Here is a 19,931-nt window from a genome sequence, read left to right as displayed (position 1 = left end):
GCATCCATGGATAACTTGATTCGCGAATTCGATGTGGCCCTGCGCGCGATCGCGGGCGTGACCCGGGCCAGCCGGGACAATCCCGCGGCGGGCCTGGCGCCGGAAGGCGACCCGCTCGACGAGAAAGAGCGCCGCCACGTGGCCGGGCTCATGCGCATCAACCATGTCGGCGAGGTTTGCGCGCAGGCTCTCTACCAGGCGCAGAAGCTGACCGCCCGGACCCCGCAGGTGCGCGCGCAGATGGACGAGGCCGCGCGCGAGGAAGAAGACCACCTCGGCTGGTGCGCCGAGCGCCTGCGCGAACTGGGCTCGCGCACCAGCCTGCTCAACCCGCTCTGGTACGCCGGCGCGTTCGCCATCGGCTGGGCCGCCGGCCGCGCGGGCGACCGCGTCAGCCTCGGCTTTGTGTCCGAGACCGAGAACCAGGTCGAGCAGCACCTCAATGGCCATCTCGGGCAGATCCCTCCCGCCGACCTGCGCTCGCGCGCGATCCTGGAGCAGATGCGCGACGACGAAGCGCGCCACGGCGCCGCCGCCCGGGATGCCGGCGGCATGCCGCTGCCTGCGCCGGTGCGCGCGATGATGCGGGCCGCGTCCCGCGTCATGACCACGGCCGCCTACCGCATCTGACCGGCCGGCAGGGCGAGAGGCGCCCGGCGATGTCGCCCGCCCCCGGCGTCGGGCCCCCGCTTACGCAGGGTAGACGACAAAACGTTGTATCCTTCCATCGGTCCCGCGAGGCTGATTTTCGTGCTGCAGGCAGTTCCTTCCCCGGTTGTTCTCAGGTGGTTTCTCTGCTTTCCTCCATAAGATCTTCATTTCATTAGGGATTCACTTTTTCGGTGCGTGAAGAGTGCGTGCTAAGTCATTGTTCTGATTAAAAAAACCCGGTTTGTTGCCTTGCGGCGAGCCTTGACCCGCCAAATCGCTTCCTCTAAAGTGGGAAATAGTGTGAGGAAGTGTATTTTTGTGTGAAAAAGCGGGCTGGCCGTGGGATCATCCCCCAAACGTCGGCTTTACGGGGTTTACACGCCAGCCGGCGTAGATCGGTTGGCGCGGATCGGGAGCAAGCTTGTTTCAGGGCGCATCGGCGCTGTCACTGGATGCCAAGGGCCGGATGTCCATCCCGGCGCGGCACCGTGAAGCGCTGCAACAGCAGGCCGAGGGCCGGGTAACGCTGACAAAGCACCCGGACGGCTGCCTGCTGCTGTTTCCACGCCCTGAATGGGAAAACTTCCGTGCCCGCATCGCTGCCTTGCCGATGGACGCGCACTGGTGGAAGCGCATCTTCCTGGGCAACGCGGCGGATGTCGACATGGACGGCGCGGGCCGGGTGCTGATCGCGCCCGAGCTGCGTGGCGCCGCCCTGCTCGACAAGGAAGTCATGCTGCTTGGAATGGGCAGCCATTTCGAAGTCTGGGATGCCGCAACCTACGCCGCCAAGGAACAGCAGGCGATGGCGCAGGGCATGCCGGATGCATTGAAGAACTTCTCTTTCTGACGAGGTCATGAGCTCAACCCAATCGCCGGGGACCACCGCCCTGCGCCATCGCACCGTGTTGCTGGACGAGGCTGTCGAAGCCCTGGTCTGGCGGCCGGATGGCGTCTATGTGGACGGCACCTTCGGCAGAGGGGGGCACAGCCGGGCAATACTGGCCCGGCTGGGGCCGGCCGGGGCACTGGTGGCCTTCGACAAGGATCCGGCAGCAATCGCAGAGGCGGGCACCATCGAGGATGCCCGCTTCTCCATTGAGCACACCAGCTTCGCCGACATGGCCGAGCGGCTGGCGGGCCGCGGCAAGGTGACCGGGATATTGCTCGACCTGGGGATCAGCTCGCCCCAGATCGACGACGCGCAGCGGGGGTTCTCCTTCCGCTTCGAGGGACCGCTGGACATGCGCATGGACACCACGCGCGGCATCACCGCCGCGCAGTGGCTGGCGCAGGCGGAAGAGCACGACATCGCGAGGGTGATACGGGACTATGGGGAAGAACGGTTTGCTGTACAGATTGCAAAGGCGGTTGTTGCTCGCAGGAGCGAACCCGGCCATGGCGGACCGCTCACCACTACTGCCGAGCTTGCCGCGCTCGTGGCGAAAGCCGTCAAAACACGCGAGAAGGGTCAGGACCCTGCGACCCGCACCTTTCAGGCTCTACGGATTCACGTCAATCAAGAGCTTGCGGACCTCGAAAGCGGGCTGAGCGCGGCGTACGACTTGCTGCAGACCGGGGGGCGGCTGGTGGTGATCAGCTTTCATTCGCTCGAGGACCGCATCGTCAAGCGGTTCATGCAGGCACACGCCCGTCCGCAGCAGGATGCCGATCCGGCCCTGCGCCGCGCGCCGCTGCGCGCTGACCAGTTGCCGCAGCCCACGCTGAAGCTGCTTGGCCGGGTCAAGCCGGGCGCCGAGGAAATCGCCGCCAACCCGCGCGCGCGCTCCGCCGTGATGCGCGTGGCCGAGAAGCTGCCGGCGAGCGCGCCCGCACAGGCTGGCCGCGCATGAACCGCCTGACCTTCTTCCTGCTCGCCGCGTTGATGCTGTGCGCGCTCTCGCTGGTGAGCGCGCAGCACCAGGCGCGCACGCTGTTCGTCGCCTTCGAGCGCGCCCAGGCGGAAGAAAAGCAGCTCGACATCGACTGGTCGCGCCTGCAGTACCAGCAAAGCGCGCTCGGCAAGAGCGCGCGCATTGCCGATGCGGCCCGCGCCCAGCTCAAGATGACGCCGGTCCTTCCCGGCAGGACCCAATACCTGGCCGGCGTGGTGCTCGAGCCTCAGCCGGCCGCAACCGCGGCCGCGACGGCGGCCTCGGCGCCCGAGGGGAGCAAGCCATGACCATCGCCCGGCCTTCGCAGCACGCCCAGCGCGGCCAGCCCCGCGGCAATGCCTCGCGTCCGCGCAGCGGCCAGTTCGCGGCCAGCCCCGTGCTCGGCCTGCGCTTGCCGATGTGGCGCTCGAAGATGGTGGTGTTCATGATGTTCGCCGCCTTCGTCGCGCTGGCTGCGCGCGCGCTGTGGATCCAGGGGCCGGGCAACCAGTTCTACGAAGCCGAAGGCAAGAAGCGCTTCCAGCGCACGCTGGAGCTGCCCGCCACGCGCGGCAAGGTCCTCGACCGCAACGGCCTGGTGCTGGCCACCAGCCTGCCGGTCAAGGCCATCTGGGCGGTCCCCGAAGACGTGCCCGACGAGATCGACGCGGACAAGATCCGCCAGCTGGGCAAGCTGCTCGACATGAGCGACAAGGAACTGCGCCGCAAGTTTACGGAAGACAAGAGCTTCGTCTACCTGAAGCGCCAGGTGCTGCCCGATGCCGCGGACAAGATCGCCGAACTCAAGATCGACGGCATCCACCAGACCCGCGAGTACAAGCGCTTCTACCCAGAAGGCGAGGCGATGGCGCACATCGTCGGCTTCACCAACGTGGAGGACCGCGGCCAGGAAGGCGTGGAGCTCGCGCGCGAGCCCGTGCTGGCCGGCAGGTCCGGCGCGCGCCAGGTGATCAAGGACCGCCTTGGACGCGTGGTGGAGGACGTCGGCATCCTCAAGACGCCGCGCGATGGCGAGGACCAGCAGCTCTCCATCGACGCCAAGATCCAGTACCTGGCCTTCAACGAGGTCAAGGCCATCGTCGAGCGCAGCAAGGCCAAGGCGGCCAGCGCGGTGGTGCTCGACGCGCAGACCGGCGAGGTGCTGGCGCTGGCCAACTGGCCGACCTACAACCCCAACGACCGCACCCGCCTGTCCGGCGAGCAGCTGCGCAACCGCGTGCTGACCGATACCTTCGAGCCGGGGTCGATGATGAAGCCGATCACGATCGGGCTGGCCCTGCAGCTCAAGCGGGTGACGCCGTCGACGGTATTCGCCACCACCGGCAAGTTCAACTATGAAGGCGCCACCATCAGCGACACCCACAACTACGGGGCGCTGACCGTGGCCGGCATCATCCAGAAATCCAGCAACATCGGCACGACCAAGATCTCGATGCTGCTCAAGCCGCAGGAGATGTGGGACATGTTTACCAGCGTGGGCCTGGGCCAGGCGCCCAAGCTCGGCTTTCCCGGCGCGGTCGCCGGCCGGGTGCGTCCGTTCAAGAGCTGGAGGCCGATCGAACAGGCCACCATGTCCTACGGCTACGGCCTGTCGGTGTCGCTGTTCCAGATGGCGCACGCCTATACGGTGTTCGCCCATGACGGCGAGCTGATCCCGGTCACCATGTTCCGCAACAACGGCCCGGTCACCGGCGAACGCGTGCTGTCTCCCGAAGTGGCCCGCCAGGTGCGTGGCATGCTCGAGACCGTGACCGCGCCCGGCGGCACCGCGCCCGAGGCCCAGGTGATGGGCTACCGGGTCGGCGGCAAGACCGGCACCGCCTACAAGCACGTCGGCCGCGGCTACGACCGCAGCAAGTACCGCGCCTCGTTCATCGGCCTGGCGCCGATGTCCAACCCGCGCATCATCGTGGCCGTGAGCGTGGACGAGCCCACCTCGGGCAGCCACTATGGCGGCGCCGTCGCGGGTCCGGCATTCGCCGCCATCACCGGCGGCACGCTGCGGGCGCTCAATGTGCAGCCCGATTCGCCGATCCGCCAGCTGGTGGTGAGCGACAAGGTCCAGGAAAGCGAGCCGTGGAGCGCGACACAATGAGCCGGCAACTGCTTCCCCTCGAAATCGCCGCCCAGGCTGCCGATGCGCTGGCCTGGCTGCGCCGGCACGCGCCGGCCGGCGCCAGGCTCACGGGTGACACGCGCCGGCTGACCCAGGGCGATGTCTTCTTCGCCTACGTGCTGGGCAACCAGCGCCTGTCGACCGACGCGCGCCCGCATATCGCCCAGGCCATCGCGCGCGGCGCCAGCGCCGTGATCTGCGAGGCCGACGGCTTCGACTGGCCGCATGGCGAGGCGGTGCCGCACCTGGCCGTGTCCGGCCTGCACCAGCTTGCGGGCCCGATCGCGGCCGGCTGGTACGGCAATGACACGCGCGACCTGGCCGTGACCGGCATCACCGGCACCAATGGCAAGACCTCGTGCGCGCAATGGCTGGCGCGGCTGCTGCAGGCAACGGGCAAGCCCTGCGCCACCATCGGCACGCTCGGCACCGGCTTTCCGGACGCGCTGGTCGCCACCGGCTTCACCACGCCCGACGCGGTGCAGCTGCAGGACAGCCTGGCCGGACTGCACGGCGCCGGCGCGCGCGCGGTGGCGATGGAAGTGTCGTCGCACGGCCTCGAGCAGGGCCGCGTGGCCGGCACGCACTTCGCCGTGGCGGTGCTGACCAACCTGACGCAAGACCACCTGGACTACCACGGCACCATGGCCGAGTACGAGGCAGCCAAGGCGCTGCTGTTCCAGTGGCCGGGCCTGCGCGCCGCCGTGATCAATCGCGACGATGCCATGGGCGCCCGCCTGCTGGCCGGCCAGCAGGCCGCCACGCAGGTGATCGAGTACGGCGTCGACGGCCCCGCGGCGGCAACACGCAAGGGCGGCCAGTGGCTGCGCGCCAGCGGCGTGCGCGCCACCGCCGCCGGCACCGCCTTCCATGTGGACGGCAGCTTCGGCAGCGCCGACATCGCCACGGCGATGATCGGCGGCTTCAACGTCAGCAACCTGCTCGCCGTGCTCGGCGCGGCCCTCGCCAACGGCATCGCATGGCAAGCCGCCGTCGATGCGCTGCGCGGGCTCAGGCCGGTCGACGGCCGCATGGAATTGTTCGGCGGTGGCCAGGACGGCCCGCTGGCCGTGGTCGACTACGCCCATACGCCCGACGCGCTGGAAAAGACCCTGGCGGCGCTGCGCCCGGTGGCGCAGGCCCGCGGCGGCCGGCTGTGGTGCGTGTTCGGCTGCGGCGGCGACCGCGATCCGATCAAGCGCCCGCTGATGGGCGCGGTGGCCGAGCGCCTGGCCGACGATGTCGTGCTGACCAGCGACAACCCGCGCAGCGAGGACCCGCTGGATATCCTGGACGCCATCGCCGACGGCATGGATGACCGCGGCCGCGCCCACCTGATCGAAGACCGCGCCGCCGCCATCCTCTACGCCATCAGGCACGCCGCCGCGGCGGACGTGGTGCTGGTGGCCGGCAAGGGACACGAGGCCACCCAGGAAGTGCACGGCCGCAAGCGGCCGTTCTCCGATCGCGAGCATGTCCGGCTGACGCTGGGTACGCGCGGGGTGTCGGCATGAACCAGAACATGATGACCAATCTGCAGCAAGCCGCCGGCTGGATCGCCGGCGCGCGCGTTTGCGGCCCCGCCGATGCGGGCGCGCGCAGCTTTTCGCGCGTGCTGACCGACAGCCGCACGGTCCAGCCCGGCGACCTGTTCGTCGCGCTCAGGGGCGAGCGTTTCGATGCCCACGATTTCCTGGCCGATGTGGCCGCGCGCGGTGCCGCCGCGGTGCTGGTGGAGCGCGAGCCCGACGCGGCCCTTGGCCTGCCGGCCATCGTGGTGCCCGACACGCGCCTGGCGCTGGGCGAGCTGGCCGCGGGCTGGCGCCGCCGCTTCGGCCTGCCCGCCGTGGCCGTGACCGGCAGCAACGGCAAGACCACGGTCAAGGAAATGATCGCCGCGATCTTCGCGGCGGCGGTAGGGGAGGGCGCCCGCTTGGCCACCGGCGGCAACCTGAACAACGACATCGGCCTGCCGCTGACGGTGCTGCGCCTGTGCGCGGCGCACCGGCTGGCCGTGCTCGAGCTGGGCATGAATCATCCCGGCGAGACTGTCTACCTGGCCAGCATCGCCCAGCCCACCGTGTCCGTGGTGACCAATGCCCAGCGCGAGCACCAGGAATTCATGGTGAGCGTTGAGGCCGTGGCGCACGAACATGCGGCGGCCATCGCGGCGCTGCCCGCCGACGGCGCGGCGGTATTCCCGCTCGACGCCGAGGGCGGCGGCGCGCATGCCGGCGTCTGGCGCCAGGCGGCCGGCACGCGGCGCGTGCTGTCGTTCGGCCTCGACGCGAACGCCGATGTCCGCGCCGACGTGCGCCTGGACGACGGCGTGCAGGTGATGCAGGTCAGCGCGCCGGGCGGTGCCTTCGAGGTCCGCCTGTCGGTGCTGGGCACGCATAACGTACGCAACGCGCTGGCGGCGATCGCCTGCGCGCTGGCGGCCGGTGTCAGCCATGAGGCGATCCAGGCCGGCCTGGGCGGGTTTGCGGCGGTCAAGGGCCGCCTGCAGGTCAAGCACAGCACCGGCGGCACGCTGGTGATCGACGATACCTACAACGCCAATCCGGATTCCGTGCGCGCCGCCATCGACGTGCTGGCCGGGTTTGCCGCGCCGCGCCTGCTGGTGCTGGGCGACATGGGCGAAGTGGGCGACCAGGGCCCGGCCTTCCACGCGGAGATCGGCGCCTACGCCGCCACGCGCGGCATCGAGGCCTTGTGGGGTACCGGCGCCGCCATGACCGACGCAGTGCGTGCCTTCGGCGCGCAGGGCGGCGGCCAGGCACGGTATTTCGACAGCGCCGAAGCGCTGGCGGACACGCTGGCGCAAGACAAGGATGGCACCGTGGCCAGGGCGGGCGCGGTATTGGTGAAGGGGTCGCGTTTCATGCGCATGGAACGGATGGTGGATGCGCTGGTCGCAGACACGTCCGCGCGTAAAGCGTGACCGATGGTTAGCAAGGCTTGACCAGGCGGTTTCAAGCTGTCTCAGACAATCTCAAGCAATCGTAAGTCCCGGCGCCGCCGGGCGGTTGTCGAAAGGAATACGGAACACGATGTTATTGGCTCTGGCCCAGTGGCTGCAAAACGACTACAGCTTCCTGCGGGTCTTCAACTACCTGACCTTCCGCGCGGTGATGGCCAACCTCACCGCGCTGTTGATCGGCCTCGGCCTCGGCCCGTGGGTGATCCGCAAGCTGACCGAGCTGAAGATCGGCCAGGCGGTGCGCACCATCGGTCCGCAGTCGCACCTGGTCAAGGCCGGCACGCCCACCATGGGCGGCGTGCTGGTACTGGTGTCGATCGCCATTTCGACGCTGCTGTGGTGCGACTGGGGCAACCGCTTTATCTGGGTGGTGATGCTGGTGACCTTCGGCTACGGCGCGATCGGCTGGGTGGACGACTACCGCAAGGTGGTCTATCGCGACCCGCGCGGCATGTCGAGCCGCGAAAAGTTTTTCTGGCAGACCCTGATCGGCCTGGTGGCCGCGGTCTACCTGGCGTTCTCGGTGTCGGAAAGCAGCAATGTGCGGGTGTGGGACCTGTTCCTGGGCTGGGTCGAAGGCGGCCTGTCGCTGGACATGCCCTACAAGTCCAACCTGATTGTGCCGTTCTTCAAGGAAGTGAGCTATCCGCTGGGCGTGGCCGGCTTCATCGTGCTGACCTACCTGGTGATCGTGGGTTCGAGCAATGCCGTGAACCTGACCGACGGCCTGGACGGGCTGGTGATCATGCCGGTGGTGCTGGTCGGCAGCGGGCTGGGTATCTTCGCCTACGTCATGGGCAGTTCGGTCTACAGCAAGTACCTGCTGTTCCCGCATATTCCCGGGGCGGGCGAGTTGCTGATCTTCTGTTCGGCGCTGGCGGGGGCGGGCCTGGCCTTCCTCTGGTTCAACGCCCACCCTGCCCAGGTCTTCATGGGCGACGTGGGCGCGCTGGCTCTGGGCGGCGCGCTCGGCACGGTGGCCGTGATCGTGCGTCAGGAGATCGTGCTGTTCGTGATGGGCGGCATCTTCGTGGTGGAAACGCTCTCGGTGATGCTGCAGGTCACGTGGTTCAAGATCACCAAGCGGCGCTACGGCGAGGGCCGGCGGCTGTTCAAGATGGCGCCGCTGCATCACCACTTTGAATTGTCGGGCTGGAAAGAGACGCAGGTGACGGTGCGCTTCTGGATCATCACCATGCTGCTCGTGCTGATCGGGCTGTCGTCGCTGAAGCTGCGCTGACGCGGCGGCTTTATCCAGACGGAATCAACGTAATTACACAAAGGGCGGAATACGAAGTGTTTGGCGAGTTGCAGAAACCTCATGTGCTGGTGCTGGGCCTCGGCGAATCGGGGCTGGCGATGGCGCGCTGGTGCGGCCAGTACGGCGCCCCCGTGCGCGTCGCGGACACGCGCGAGGCTCCCGCCAACCTGGTCTTCCTACAGGCCGAGCTGCCTTCGGCGCAATTCATCGGCGGCGCGTTCGGCATGGCGCTGCTCGACGGCATCGGCCTGGTGGCGATCAGCCCCGGCCTGTCGCCGGCCGAGCCCGCCACTGCCGCGCTGCTGGCGGCGGCGCGCGAGCGCGGCATCCCGGTGTGGGGCGAGATCGAGCTGTTCGCCCGGGCGCTGGCCCACCTGCGGGCCGAGTCCGGCTACGCCCCCAAGGTGCTGGCGATCACCGGCACCAATGGCAAGACCACCACGACGGCGCTGACCGGCCGCCTGGTCGAGCGCGCCGGCAAGACGGTGGCGGTGGCCGGCAATATCAGCCCGTCCGCGCTGGACAAGCTGGCCGCGTGCATCGCCTCGGCCACGCTGCCCGAAGTCTGGGTGCTGGAGCTGTCCAGCTTCCAGCTGGAAACCACGCACACGCTGGCGCCGCATGCGGCCACGGTGCTCAATATCACGCAGGACCATCTCGACTGGCACGGCAGCATGGAAGCCTATGCCGCGGCCAAGGCGCGCATCTTCGGCGCGGCTCCCGCGCCCGGCGAGCCCGGCTGCCTGCAGGTGCTCAACCGCAACGACCGCCTGAGCATGGAGATGGCCCGCCGCGGCACCGCGCCCGTCACGTTCGGCACCGACCTGCCCGAGACACCAGGCAGTTTCGGCGTGCTGCGCGAGGGTGGCATGCCCTGGCTGGTGATCGCCGAAGCCGACAGCGAGGCCGAGGGCGAGAACAAGCCGCGCCGCCGCAAGGCCGCCGCCACCGAGGCCGAGTCCGCGGTGCCGGTGCGCCACAAGCGCCTGATGCCGGCCGACGCGCTGCATATCCGCGGCATGCATAACGCCACCAACGCCATGGCCGCGCTGGCGCTGTGCCGCGCCCTCGACCTGCCGCTCAATGCGCTGCTGCACGGCCTGCGCGAATATCGCGGCGAGCCGCACCGCGTGGAGTGGGTCGCCACGGTGGACGACGTCGAGTATTTCGATGACAGCAAGGGCACCAACGTGGGCGCGACCGTGGCCGCGCTGTCGGGCCTGGACAAGCGCGTGGTGCTGATCGCGGGCGGCGAAGGCAAGGGGCAGGATTTCTCGCCGCTGGCGGCTCCCGTGGCGCAGTACGCGCGCGCCGTGGTGCTGATCGGCAAGGACGCCGGCGAGCTGCGCCGGGCGCTGGAAGGCACCGGCGTGACGCTGGCCGACGCGGCCACGCTGGAGCAGGCCGTCACGCTGGCCGCAAGCGCGGCGCAGGGTGGCGACGCGGTGCTGCTGTCGCCGGCCTGCGCCAGCCTCGACATGTTCCGTAACTACGTGCACCGCGCCGAAGTGTTCCGCGCCGCGGTGGAAGAACTGGCGATGTCCCGGGGGATCCTGCCATGAGCGACGCTCAGGTCAAGCGCAGCGGGTTTATCGGCGCCACCATCGGCAATGCCTGGGGTGGCCTGCGCGACGCGGTGTCCGGCGTCAAGCCCACCCGCTCGCGCATGATGGAGTACGACCAGCCCCTGCTGTGGGTGTCGATCGTGCTGCTCGCGCTCGGCCTGGTGATGGTGTATTCGGCCTCGATCGCGCTGCCCGACTCGCCGCGCTACGCCAACTACCGCGAGAGCCATTTCCTCACGCGGCACGCGTTCGCGCTGTTCGTCGGCCTGGGCGGCGGCCTGCTGGCCTTCCAGATCCCGGTCAAGTTCTGGGACCGCTATGCGCCCAAGCTGTTCCTGATCGCGCTGCTGCTGCTGGTGATCGTGCTGGTGCCCTTCGTGGGCAAGGGCGTCAACGGCGCGCGGCGCTGGATCCCGCTCGGCATCATGAACTTCCAGCCCTCCGAGCTGATGAAGCTGGCGGTGGTGCTCTACGCGGCCAACTACACCGTGCGCAAGCAGGAGTGGATGCAGAACGTGGGCAAGGGATTCCTGCCGATGGGCGTGGCGGTGGTGGTGGTGGGCATGCTGCTGCTGCTGGAACCCGACATGGGTGCCTTCCTGGTGGTGGCCACGGTGGCCATGGGCATCCTGTTCCTCGGCGGCATCAACGGCAAGCTGTTCGCCGGCCTGGTCGGCGTGGCGGTGGGCGCGTTCGCGCTGCTGATCACGGCCTCGCCCTGGCGGCGCGAGCGGATCTTCGCCTACCTCAACCCGTGGGAAGAAGCCAACGCGCTCGGCAAGGCCTACCAGCTCACCCATTCGCTCATCGCCTTCGGCCGCGGCGAATGGACCGGGGTGGGGCTGGGCGGCAGCATCGAGAAGCTGCACTACCTGCCCGAAGCGCATACCGACTTCATCCTCGCCGTGATCGGCGAGGAATTCGGCTTCGTGGGCGTGCTGGTGGTGATCGTGCTGTTCTACTGGCTGGTGCGCCGCGCCTTCGAGATCGGCCGCACCGCGCTGCAGCTCGACCGCACCTTTGCCGGCCTGGTGGCCAAGGGCATCGGCGTGTGGGTCGGCTGGCAGACCTTCATCAACATGGGCGTGAACCTGGGCCTGCTGCCGACCAAGGGGCTGACCCTGCCGCTGGTGAGCTACGGCGGCTCGGGCATCCTGATGAACTGCATTGCGCTGGCCATTCTCTTGCGCATCGATTACGAAAATCGCGTGATGATGCGTGGAGGGAAGGTATGACCGGCGCGCAGCAGCACGTGATTTCGGCGAAGGCTAACTTCCTGCGCAAGCAGGAAGTTAAGCGCAGCGGCCGCAGCCAGAATTCATCCATGATGCGTGGAGGGAAGGTATGAGCGGCACGCGTACCCTGCTCGTGATGGCCGGCGGCACCGGGGGGCATGTCTTCCCCGGGCTGGCGGTCGCGCGCGCGTTGCGCGAGCAGGGCTGGCGCGTGGTGTGGCTGGGCAACCGCAGCGGCATGGAAGCCACGCTGGTGCCCAAGTACGACATCCCGATGGAGTTTATCCAGTTCGGCGGCCTGCGCGGCAAGGGGCCGCTGACCAAGCTGCTGCTGCCGTTGAACCTGCTGCGCGCGTTCTGGCAGAGCCTGCGCGCGCTGCGCCGGGTGCGGCCCGACGTGGTGCTGGGCATGGGCGGCTACATCACCTTCCCGGCCGGCATGATGGCTTCGCTGCTGGGGCGCCCGCTGGTGCTGCACGAGCAGAATTCCATCGCCGGGCTGGCCAACAAGGTGCTGGCCAGGGTGGCGGATCGCGTGTTGTGCGCCTTCCCCAACGCGCTGCCCGACAGCGAGTGGACCGGCAACCCGGTGCGCGAGGAACTGGCCCGCATGACCGCGCCCGACCAGCGCTACGACAACCGCAGCGGCCCGCTGCGGTTGCTGGTGGTGGGCGGCAGCCTGGGCGCGGCCGCCCTCAACGAGGTCGTGCCCAAGGCGCTGGCGCTGCTGCCGGAAGGCGAGCGGCCGCTGGTGAAGCACCAGGCCGGCGCCAAGCAGATCGATACGCTGCGCGCCAACTACCAGGCTGCCGGCGTGCAGGCGGAAGCCTTGCCCTTTATCGACGACATGGCCGGCGCCTATGCCGAGGCGGATCTGGTGATCTGCCGCGCGGGCGCCATGACCGTGTCCGAGGTGGCGGCGGCGGGGGTGGCGGCACTGTTCGTGCCGTTTCCCCATGCCGTGGACGACCACCAGACCACCAATGCGCAATTCCTGTCGCGACAGGACGCCGCCTTGCTGGTCCAGCAGAACGAACTGACCGCGAGCGGGCTGGCACAGATGCTGGCCTCGTTGTCGCGGACCCGACTCAAAGAGATGGCGCACCAGGCGCGCGGTCTAGCCAAGCCGGAAGCGACCCGGCGCGTGGCCRAGATCTGCAGCCAGATGGCCAGGGACTGAAACAAACGGATTCATGAAGCACATTGTCAAGAATATCCACTTCGTAGGCATCGGCGGCGCCGGCATGAGCGGCATCGCGGAAGTCCTATTGAACCTGGGCTACAAGGTCTCGGGCTCCGACGTGGGCAGCAACGCTGCCACGCGGCGGCTGGCCTCGCTCGGCGCGACCGTGATGCACGGCCACGATGCCGGCAACGTCAACGGCGCCAATGCCGTGGTGGTGTCCACGGCCGTCACCGGCGACAACCCCGAGGTGCTGGCCGCGCGCGCCAAGCGCATCCCGGTGGTGCCGCGCGCGGTCATGCTGGCCGAGTTGATGCGCCTCAAGCAGGGCGTGGCCATCGCCGGCACCCACGGCAAGACCACCACCACTAGCCTGGTGGCCTCGGTGCTGGCCGAAGGCGGGCTCGATCCCACCTTCGTGATCGGCGGCCGGCTCAACTCGGCGGGCGCCAACGCACGCCTGGGCACGGGCGACTTCATCGTGGCCGAGGCCGACGAATCGGACGCGTCGTTCCTCAACCTGTTCCCGGTGATCGAGGTCATCACCAATATCGACGCCGACCACATGGACACCTACGGGCACGATTTCGCCCGGCTCAAGCAGGCGTTCGTGGAGTTCACCCAGCGCCTGCCGTTCTACGGCATCGCCGTGCTGTGCGTGGACGACCCCAATGTGCGCGAGATCATGCCCTTCGTGTCCAAGCCGATCGTGCGCTATGGCTTCGCCGAAGACGCCCAGATCCGTGCGGTCAACGCGCGCGCGGTCGACGGCCAGATGCATTTCACGGTGCTGCGCCAGCTCAACGGCCACGCCGAGCCGCCGCTGGACGTGGTGCTGAACCTGCCCGGCATGCACAACGTGCAGAACGCGCTGGCCGCCATCGCCATCGCCACCGAGCTGGAGGTGGCCGACGCCGCCATCGTCAAGGCGCTGCGCGAATTCCACGGCGTGGGCCGGCGCTTCCAGCGCTACGGCGAGGTTGCCTGCCTCAATGTGCAAGGCGGGCAAGCCAAGGCCGAGGGCACCTTCACGCTGGTCGACGACTACGGTCACCATCCGGTCGAGATGGCCGCGACGCTGGCCGCCGCGCGCGGCGCGTTTCCCGGACGCCGGCTGGTGCTGGCGTTCCAGCCGCATCGTTTCACCCGCACGCGCGATTGCTTCGAGGACTTCGTCAAGGTGCTCGGCACCGTGGACGCGTTGCTGCTGGCCGAGGTCTATGCCGCCGGCGAGACGCCCATCGTGGCCGCCGACGGCCGCGCGCTGACACGCGCCTTGCGCGTGGCGGGCAAGGTTGAACCCGTATTCGTGGAGCAGATCGACGAAATGCCGCAAGCCATCCTGAACGCCGTCCGGCCCGGCGATGTAGTCGTGACGATGGGCGCCGGCACCATCGGCGGCGTGCCGGGGCAACTGGTTTCGCAACAAGTCTCGCAACAAGCGGGAGGCCAGGCATGAGCTTCGTCGCCCATCCCAATATCGATCCGAAATCGCTCGGCAAGGTCGGCGTGCTGCTGGGTGGCCGCTCGGCCGAGCGCGAGATCTCGCTGATGTCCGGCAACGGCGTGCTGGCTGCCCTGCAATCGCGCGGCGTGGATGCGCACGGCTTCGATCCGGGGCTGCAGTCGGTGGCCGAGCTGGCCACGGCGGGCTTCGACCGCGTCTTTATCGCGCTGCACGGCCGCTATGGCGAGGACGGCACCGTCCAGGGCCTGCTGGAGCAACTGGGCGTGCCCTACACCGGCAGCGGCGTGCTGGCTTCCGCAATGGCCATGGACAAGCAGGCCACCAAGCGCCTGTGGATGACGCACGGCCTGCCGACGCCGCGCTTCGCCATGCTGCACGCCGATACCGACTTTGCCGCCGTGGCGGCCGACCTGGGCCTGCCGCTGATCGTCAAGCCGGCGCGCGAAGGCTCGTCCATCGGCCTGACCAAGGTCACCGAGGCAGGCCAGATGCAGGCCGCCTTCGAGAAGGCGGCGGCGCTGGACAACGACGTGATCGCCGAGGAATTCATCGACGGCGCCGAGCTGACCTGCCCCATCGTGGGGGAGGGCGCCACCGCCGAAGCGCTGCCGGTGATCCGCATCGTCGCGCCCGGCGCGAATTATGACTATCAAAATAAGTACTTTACTGACGATACCCAATATCTGTGCCCGTCGGGCCTGCCGGACGACGTCGAAGCCGAAGTCCGGCGCCTGGCGGTGCAATCCTTCCGCGTGCTGGGGTGCCGCGGCTGGGCGCGCGCCGACGTGATGTTGCGCGCCGATGGCAAGCCTTACCTGCTGGAGATGAATACCTCGCCCGGCATGACCGGCCACTCGCTGGTGCCGATGGCGGCGCGCGCGGTGGGCATCAGCTACGAGGATTTCGTGATGCAGGTGACAGCCGCCGCCACGCTGGACCTGCATCCGAGCGACGCCTGGAAACCTGATTGAGCATGAACGCCGATTGAATTGAACCTGACCTGACGGACCGGAACCGCGCCAAGCCATGTGGCACAACACACGCCTGCTCAACCTGATCGCCTCCACGCTCTACGCGCTGGTGGCGCTGATGGCGTTCGCCGCCGGCCTGCTGTGGCTGGCACAGCGGCCGGTGTTCGCCATCACGCATGTGGAGCTGTCGCCGATGGACGGCGGCACGCTGCGCCACGTCAACGCGCCGGGCGTGCGCGCCAACGCGCTGGGCAAGCTCACGGGCAATTTCTTCACGCTCGACCTCAACGAGGCGCGCCAGAGCTTCGAGTCCGTGCCCTGGGTGCGGCGCGCGAGCGTTCGGCGCGAATGGCCCAACGGCCTGGCGGTCGAAGTCGAGGAGCACGAGGCGCTCGGCACCTGGGGCAACGCCGACAGCGGCCGCCTGATCAATACCTACGGCGAGATCTTCGTCGCCAACCCGGCCGAGGCCGAGGAAGACGCGCAGTTGCTCGCGCTGGACGGCCCCACCGACAGCGAGTCCGATGTCGTGGACAAGCTCGAAACCGTGCGCGAATGGTTCAAGCCGCTCAAGGCCGAACCGCTGGCACTCACGCTGTCGGCGCGCTATGCCTGGCGCGCACGGCTGTCCAACGGCATGGTGGTGGAATTCGGGCGCGAACAGAACGATGAAGAGCGCGACGCCATGGCGCAGCGCGTGAAGCGTTTCGTGGTGGCCTGGCCCCAGGTCACGGAGCAGTGGGGCAAGCAGATCGAATACGCGGACCTGCGTTATCCGAACGGATTTGCCATCCGCGCGGCCAACGTGCGGTTCCTGACAGATGCACAGGCCGCGGCGGCCGCCAAGGGCAAGGCTGCCGCGACCAGCGCCAATCCGACAAACAATCCGACGCGACTGAAGAGCAAGAACGCGGAGAAAAACCGATGAGCAAGGAATACAAGGACCTGTTGGTCGGTCTCGATATCGGCACTTCCAAGGTGGCCGCGGTGGTGGCGGAATTGCGCCCCGACGGCAGCTACGAAGTGATCGGGATGGGCCAGTCGGAGTCCAAGGGCCTGAAGAAGGGGGTCGTGGTCAATATCGAGGCCACCGTGCAGTCCATCCAGCGCGCGCTGGAAGAGGCTGAGCTGATGGCCGACTGCAAGATTTCCGAGGTCTTCACCGGCATCGCCGGCAGCCATATCCGCAGCTTCAATTCCAGCGGCATGGTGGCAATCAAGGACAAGGAGGTCACGCAGACCGACGTGGCGCGCGTGATCGAGACCGCCAAGGCGGTCAATATCCCGACCGACCAGCAGATCCTGCACATCCTGACGCAGGAATTCATCATTGACGGCCAGGAAGACGTGCGCGAGCCGATCGGCATGAGCGGCATCCGGCTGGAAGTGAAGGTGCATATCGTCACCGGCGCGGTCAGCGCGGCGCAGAACATCGTCAAGTGCGTGCGCCGCTGCGGGCTGGAAGTGCACGACCTGATCCTGCAGCCGCTGGCCTCGAGCCTGGCGGTGCTGACCGAGGACGAAAAGGAACTGGGCGTGGTGCTGGTCGACATCGGCGGCGGCACCACCGACATTGCCATCTTCAGCGAAGGCGCGATCCGGCATACCGCGGTGATCCCCATCGCCGGCGACCAGATCACAAACGACATCGCCATGGCGCTGCGCACGCCCACGCCCGATGCCGAGGACATCAAGATCCAGTACGGCATCGCCAAGCAGGCCATCGCCGATCCGGAAGACATGATCGAAGTCCCGGGCGTGGGCGACCGCGGCACCCGCACGCTCTCGCGCCAGGCCCTGGCCGCGGTGATCGAGCCGCGCATCGAGGAACTGTACTCGCTGGTGCACCAGGTGGTGCGCGAGTCGGGCTACGAGGAACTGCTGTCGTCGGGGGTGGTGATCACCGGCGGCACCGCGATGATGCCCGGCATGGTGGAACTGGGAGAGGACATCTTCCTCAAACCAGTTCGCGTCGGCGTGCCTGAATATCGCGGAAATTTGCACGAAGTAGTCAAGAGTCCGCGCTATTCGACCGTAATGGGACTACTGCTCGAAGGTCGCGTCCAGCGCATGCGCGGGCGCCGGGTGGCGGTACAGAGCGGCTCGGTCAAGCATGTGTGGGGCCGCATGAAGGAATGGTTCGTCGGCAACTTCTGACGTTGCCGGCGCGCAGGCGCTTTGAAAGATTGGCGGCGCTGTCCACCGGATCGGGGGCAGGCCGTTGAAACAGGCAGTTCTTTTTGATGGTTTCTTGTTCAGTAACCAGGCGTTGCGGCGGGGAGGCTGCAGCGTTTGGCGGCTGATTCTTCTTGGAGGCAGTGATGGACTTTGACATGATCGAAACGGAATTGCAGGACGGCACCATCATCAAGGTGATTGGCGTGGGCGGCGCGGGCGGCAACGCTGTGCAGCACATGATCAGCCGTGGCGTGCAAGGCGTCGAATTCATCTGCATGAACACCGATGCACAGGCGCTCAAGCGCTCCAGTGCCTCGCGCGTGCTGCAGCTCGGCAACACCGGCCTGGGCGCCGGCGCCAAGCCGGAGGTGGGCCGCAACTGCGCCGAGCAGGCGCGCGAGCAGATCGCCGATTCGCTGCGCGGCGCGCACATGGTCTTCATCACTGCCGGGATGGGYGGCGGCACCGGTACCGGCGCTGCCCCGATCGTGGCGCAGGTTGCCAAGGAAATGGGCATCCTGACCGTGGGCGTGGTCAGCAAGCCGTTCGAGTTCGAAGGCGCGCGTCGTGCCAAGGTGGCGGAAGCCGGTTCGAGCGAACTGGAGTCCTGCGTCGACTCGCTGATCGTCGTGCTCAACGAAAAGCTGTTCGAAGTGATGGGCGACGACGCCGAGATGGACAAGTGCTTCCAGTGCGCGGATGACGTGCTGCACAACGCTGTCGCCGGCATCGCCGAGATCATCAATGTGGATGGCCTGGTGAACGTCGACTTCGAAGACGTGAAGACGGTCATGGGCGAGCAGGGCAAGGCCATGATGGGCACGGCGACCGTGTCGGGTGTGGATCGCGCCCGCCTGGCTGCCGAGCAGGCCGTGGCCAGCCCGCTGCTCGAAGGCGTGGACCTGTCCGGCGCGCGCGGCGTGCTGGTCAACATCACTGCCAGCCGCTCGCTCAAGCTGTCGGAAACCAAGGAAGTCATGAACACCATCCGCAGCTATGCCGCGGAAGATGCCACGGTGATCTTCGGTACGGTGTACGACGACTCCATGGGCGATGCGCTGCGCGTGACGGTGGTGGCCACGGGCCTGGGCCGTTCGGCCAAGAAGCAGCAGCCGATGACCCTGCTCAAGACCGGTACCGACAACATGCCGGTGCAGATGATGGGCAATATGACCAACACCGTGAACGCAGGCCACAGCAGCGCGCCGGACTACAGCAACCTGGACACGCCGGCGGTGTGGCGCAGCTCGCGCGAATCGGCGTCCGCCCACGTCGCGGCGCTGCAGGAAAAGGGTGTGGATACCTACGATATCCCCGCCTTCCTGCGCAAGCAGGCGGACTGAGTCGGCACGGCAAGGTGCAGGCCTCCAGGCCGGCTGCCTGCCAGGCCGGGGCCCCGGAACAGCGAAACACGCAAGCGCTCCCTATCCGCCCGTGTTGCGCCCCGTGGTCCCGAACTGAGCGGCAGCCAGCTGGGCCGCACTCGCGCTGAAGCCCTCAGCTCGCATCCCGTCGCCGGGACAGGCGTGCCTCCGGCCGCCTCCCCGGACTGGTCTCCCGCCCCTCCCGGCCGGGATGTGCCGCCGTCCGCGCGGCGATCGCAAGATCGCCGCGCGCATTCCATTTTTCATGCGCAGTGCGGCGCAACGCGCCTGGCGCAGGTTTCATGCGTGCGCCAGGTTTAAGGTTTAAGGTTTAGAGTCGCACTGGAAATTCGCATCGGGCCCGCGCCGCGCTGGCCGCCGCGCGATACGCCTCGCTCCATGCGCCAATGTGCAGCCGCCCGGGCACTGTCGGAAAACACCGACGCTGCAACGGGGGGTACGCTGCCTTGGGTGCGGCAGGCGTGCGCGCTATGATGCTAAACAGGGTTTTTACCGAGACAGGAAGAGACAGCATGATCGAGACTGGAGCGCGTGTGCCCGACGCCACGCTGAACGAATTCTACGAAGCAGAGACCGGCGGTTGCGCGCTTGGCCCCAATGCCTTCTCCGTGGCGGAACTGGCACGCGGGCGCAAGATCGTGGTGTTCGGCCTGCCGGGCGCCTTTACCCCCACCTGCTCTGCCAAGCACGTGCCGGGCTACGTGGCCGAGGCCGAGGCGCTGCGCGCCGCCGGCGTGGACGAGGTTTGGTGCGTCTCCGTCAATGACGCCTTCGTGATGGGCGCCTGGGGCCGCGAGCAGAACACCGGCGATAAGGTACGCATGATGGCTGACGGCAGCGCCGAATGGACGCGCAAGCTGGGCCTGGAGATGGACCTTACCGCGCGCGGCATGGGTGTGCGCTCCAAGCGCTATGCCATGGTGATGGAAGACGGCGTGGTGACCGGCCTGTGGATCGAAGCCCCGGGCGAGTTCAAGGTCAGCAGCGCAGAAGCCGTGCTGGCAGCGTTGCGCGCCTAATACGCGATTGTGTCAAATTGA

General features: G+C 67.9%; 17 protein-coding genes. All 17 read left to right on the top strand.

Annotation, left to right across the window (positions count from 1 at the left end):
* Positions 1 to 6: 6 nt before the first annotated feature.
* The 17 genes from coq7 to AB4Z48_RS22085 all read left to right on the top strand — a co-directional run bounded on the left by coq7 (position 7) and on the right by AB4Z48_RS22085 (position 19,910).
* Positions 7 to 630 (top strand): 2-polyprenyl-3-methyl-6-methoxy-1,4-benzoquinone monooxygenase, encoded by a 624-nt coding sequence (coq7, locus tag AB4Z48_RS22165; RefSeq protein ID WP_441617891.1) that lies wholly within the window; start codon positions 7 to 9, stop codon positions 628 to 630.
* 442 nt (positions 631 to 1,072) lie between these two features.
* On the top strand, positions 1,073 to 1,501 hold the full coding sequence (gene mraZ / locus AB4Z48_RS22160; protein WP_441617889.1) for a division/cell wall cluster transcriptional repressor MraZ: 429 nt from the start codon (positions 1,073 to 1,075) through the stop codon (positions 1,499 to 1,501).
* Between the two features lie 7 nt (positions 1,502 to 1,508).
* Complete coding sequence (rsmH, locus tag AB4Z48_RS22155) at positions 1,509 to 2,504, top strand: 16S rRNA (cytosine(1402)-N(4))-methyltransferase RsmH (protein WP_441617887.1); 996 nt, start codon at positions 1,509 to 1,511, stop codon at positions 2,502 to 2,504.
* The gene (gene ftsL, locus AB4Z48_RS22150; protein ID WP_441617885.1) at positions 2,501 to 2,833 is read left to right on the top strand and encodes a cell division protein FtsL; all 333 of its coding nucleotides are present in this window, start codon (positions 2,501 to 2,503) and stop codon (positions 2,831 to 2,833) included. Before rsmH ends, ftsL begins: the two co-directional genes overlap by 4 nt.
* Entirely contained in the window at positions 2,830 to 4,641 is a 1,812-nt protein-coding gene (locus AB4Z48_RS22145; RefSeq protein WP_441617883.1) for a peptidoglycan D,D-transpeptidase FtsI family protein, read from the top strand. Before ftsL ends, AB4Z48_RS22145 begins: the two co-directional genes overlap by 4 nt.
* On the top strand, positions 4,638 to 6,176 hold the full coding sequence (locus AB4Z48_RS22140) for a UDP-N-acetylmuramoyl-L-alanyl-D-glutamate--2,6-diaminopimelate ligase (protein ID WP_441617927.1): 1,539 nt from the start codon (positions 4,638 to 4,640) through the stop codon (positions 6,174 to 6,176). Before AB4Z48_RS22145 ends, AB4Z48_RS22140 begins: the two co-directional genes overlap by 4 nt.
* Complete coding sequence (locus AB4Z48_RS22135; protein ID WP_441617881.1) at positions 6,173 to 7,606, top strand: UDP-N-acetylmuramoyl-tripeptide--D-alanyl-D-alanine ligase; 1,434 nt, start codon at positions 6,173 to 6,175, stop codon at positions 7,604 to 7,606. Before AB4Z48_RS22140 ends, AB4Z48_RS22135 begins: the two co-directional genes overlap by 4 nt.
* Before the next feature lie 109 nt (positions 7,607 to 7,715).
* Positions 7,716 to 8,885 (top strand): phospho-N-acetylmuramoyl-pentapeptide-transferase, encoded by a 1,170-nt coding sequence (gene mraY / locus AB4Z48_RS22130; RefSeq protein ID WP_441617879.1) that lies wholly within the window; start codon positions 7,716 to 7,718, stop codon positions 8,883 to 8,885.
* A 56-nt stretch (positions 8,886 to 8,941) separates the two neighbouring features.
* The gene (gene murD / locus AB4Z48_RS22125) at positions 8,942 to 10,468 is read left to right on the top strand and encodes a UDP-N-acetylmuramoyl-L-alanine--D-glutamate ligase (protein ID WP_441617877.1); all 1,527 of its coding nucleotides are present in this window, start codon (positions 8,942 to 8,944) and stop codon (positions 10,466 to 10,468) included.
* Entirely contained in the window at positions 10,465 to 11,706 is a 1,242-nt protein-coding gene (ftsW, locus tag AB4Z48_RS22120; protein WP_441617875.1) for a putative lipid II flippase FtsW, read from the top strand. The genes murD and ftsW overlap by 4 nt, the downstream gene beginning before the upstream one ends.
* 109 nt (positions 11,707 to 11,815) lie before the next feature.
* On the top strand, positions 11,816 to 12,886 hold the full coding sequence (murG, locus tag AB4Z48_RS22115; protein ID WP_441617873.1) for an undecaprenyldiphospho-muramoylpentapeptide beta-N-acetylglucosaminyltransferase: 1,071 nt from the start codon (positions 11,816 to 11,818) through the stop codon (positions 12,884 to 12,886).
* Positions 12,887 to 12,899: 13 nt separating this feature from the next.
* A complete protein-coding gene (gene murC / locus AB4Z48_RS22110) occupies positions 12,900 to 14,348 on the top strand; it encodes a UDP-N-acetylmuramate--L-alanine ligase (RefSeq protein WP_441617871.1) in 1,449 nt (482 codons plus the stop codon).
* Positions 14,345 to 15,328: a D-alanine--D-alanine ligase gene (locus tag AB4Z48_RS22105; protein ID WP_441617869.1), complete on the top strand. Its 984-nt coding sequence runs from the start codon at positions 14,345 to 14,347 to the stop codon at positions 15,326 to 15,328. The genes murC and AB4Z48_RS22105 overlap by 4 nt, the downstream gene beginning before the upstream one ends.
* Positions 15,329 to 15,383: 55 nt before the next feature.
* Positions 15,384 to 16,256, top strand: coding sequence for a cell division protein FtsQ/DivIB (locus AB4Z48_RS22100; RefSeq protein WP_441617867.1), 873 nt, complete (start codon positions 15,384 to 15,386; stop codon positions 16,254 to 16,256).
* The gene (gene ftsA / locus AB4Z48_RS22095; RefSeq protein ID WP_020204727.1) at positions 16,253 to 17,485 is read left to right on the top strand and encodes a cell division protein FtsA; all 1,233 of its coding nucleotides are present in this window, start codon (positions 16,253 to 16,255) and stop codon (positions 17,483 to 17,485) included. Before AB4Z48_RS22100 ends, ftsA begins: the two co-directional genes overlap by 4 nt.
* 164 nt (positions 17,486 to 17,649) lie before the next feature.
* Entirely contained in the window at positions 17,650 to 18,849 is a 1,200-nt protein-coding gene (gene ftsZ, locus AB4Z48_RS22090; protein WP_441617865.1) for a cell division protein FtsZ, read from the top strand.
* Between the two features lie 554 nt (positions 18,850 to 19,403).
* Positions 19,404 to 19,910, top strand: a complete 507-nt coding sequence (locus tag AB4Z48_RS22085) for a peroxiredoxin (RefSeq protein ID WP_441617863.1) — start codon at positions 19,404 to 19,406, stop codon at positions 19,908 to 19,910.
* Positions 19,911 to 19,931: the final 21 nt, after the last annotated feature.

Origin of the sequence: Cupriavidus sp. 2TAF22 (genome assembly GCF_052115045.1) — a bacterium.
In the GTDB taxonomy this organism is placed as follows: domain Bacteria; phylum Pseudomonadota; class Gammaproteobacteria; order Burkholderiales; family Burkholderiaceae; genus Cupriavidus.
Note: the sequence above shows the minus strand (reverse complement) of the source record. Positions and strands in the feature narration are given on the sequence as shown.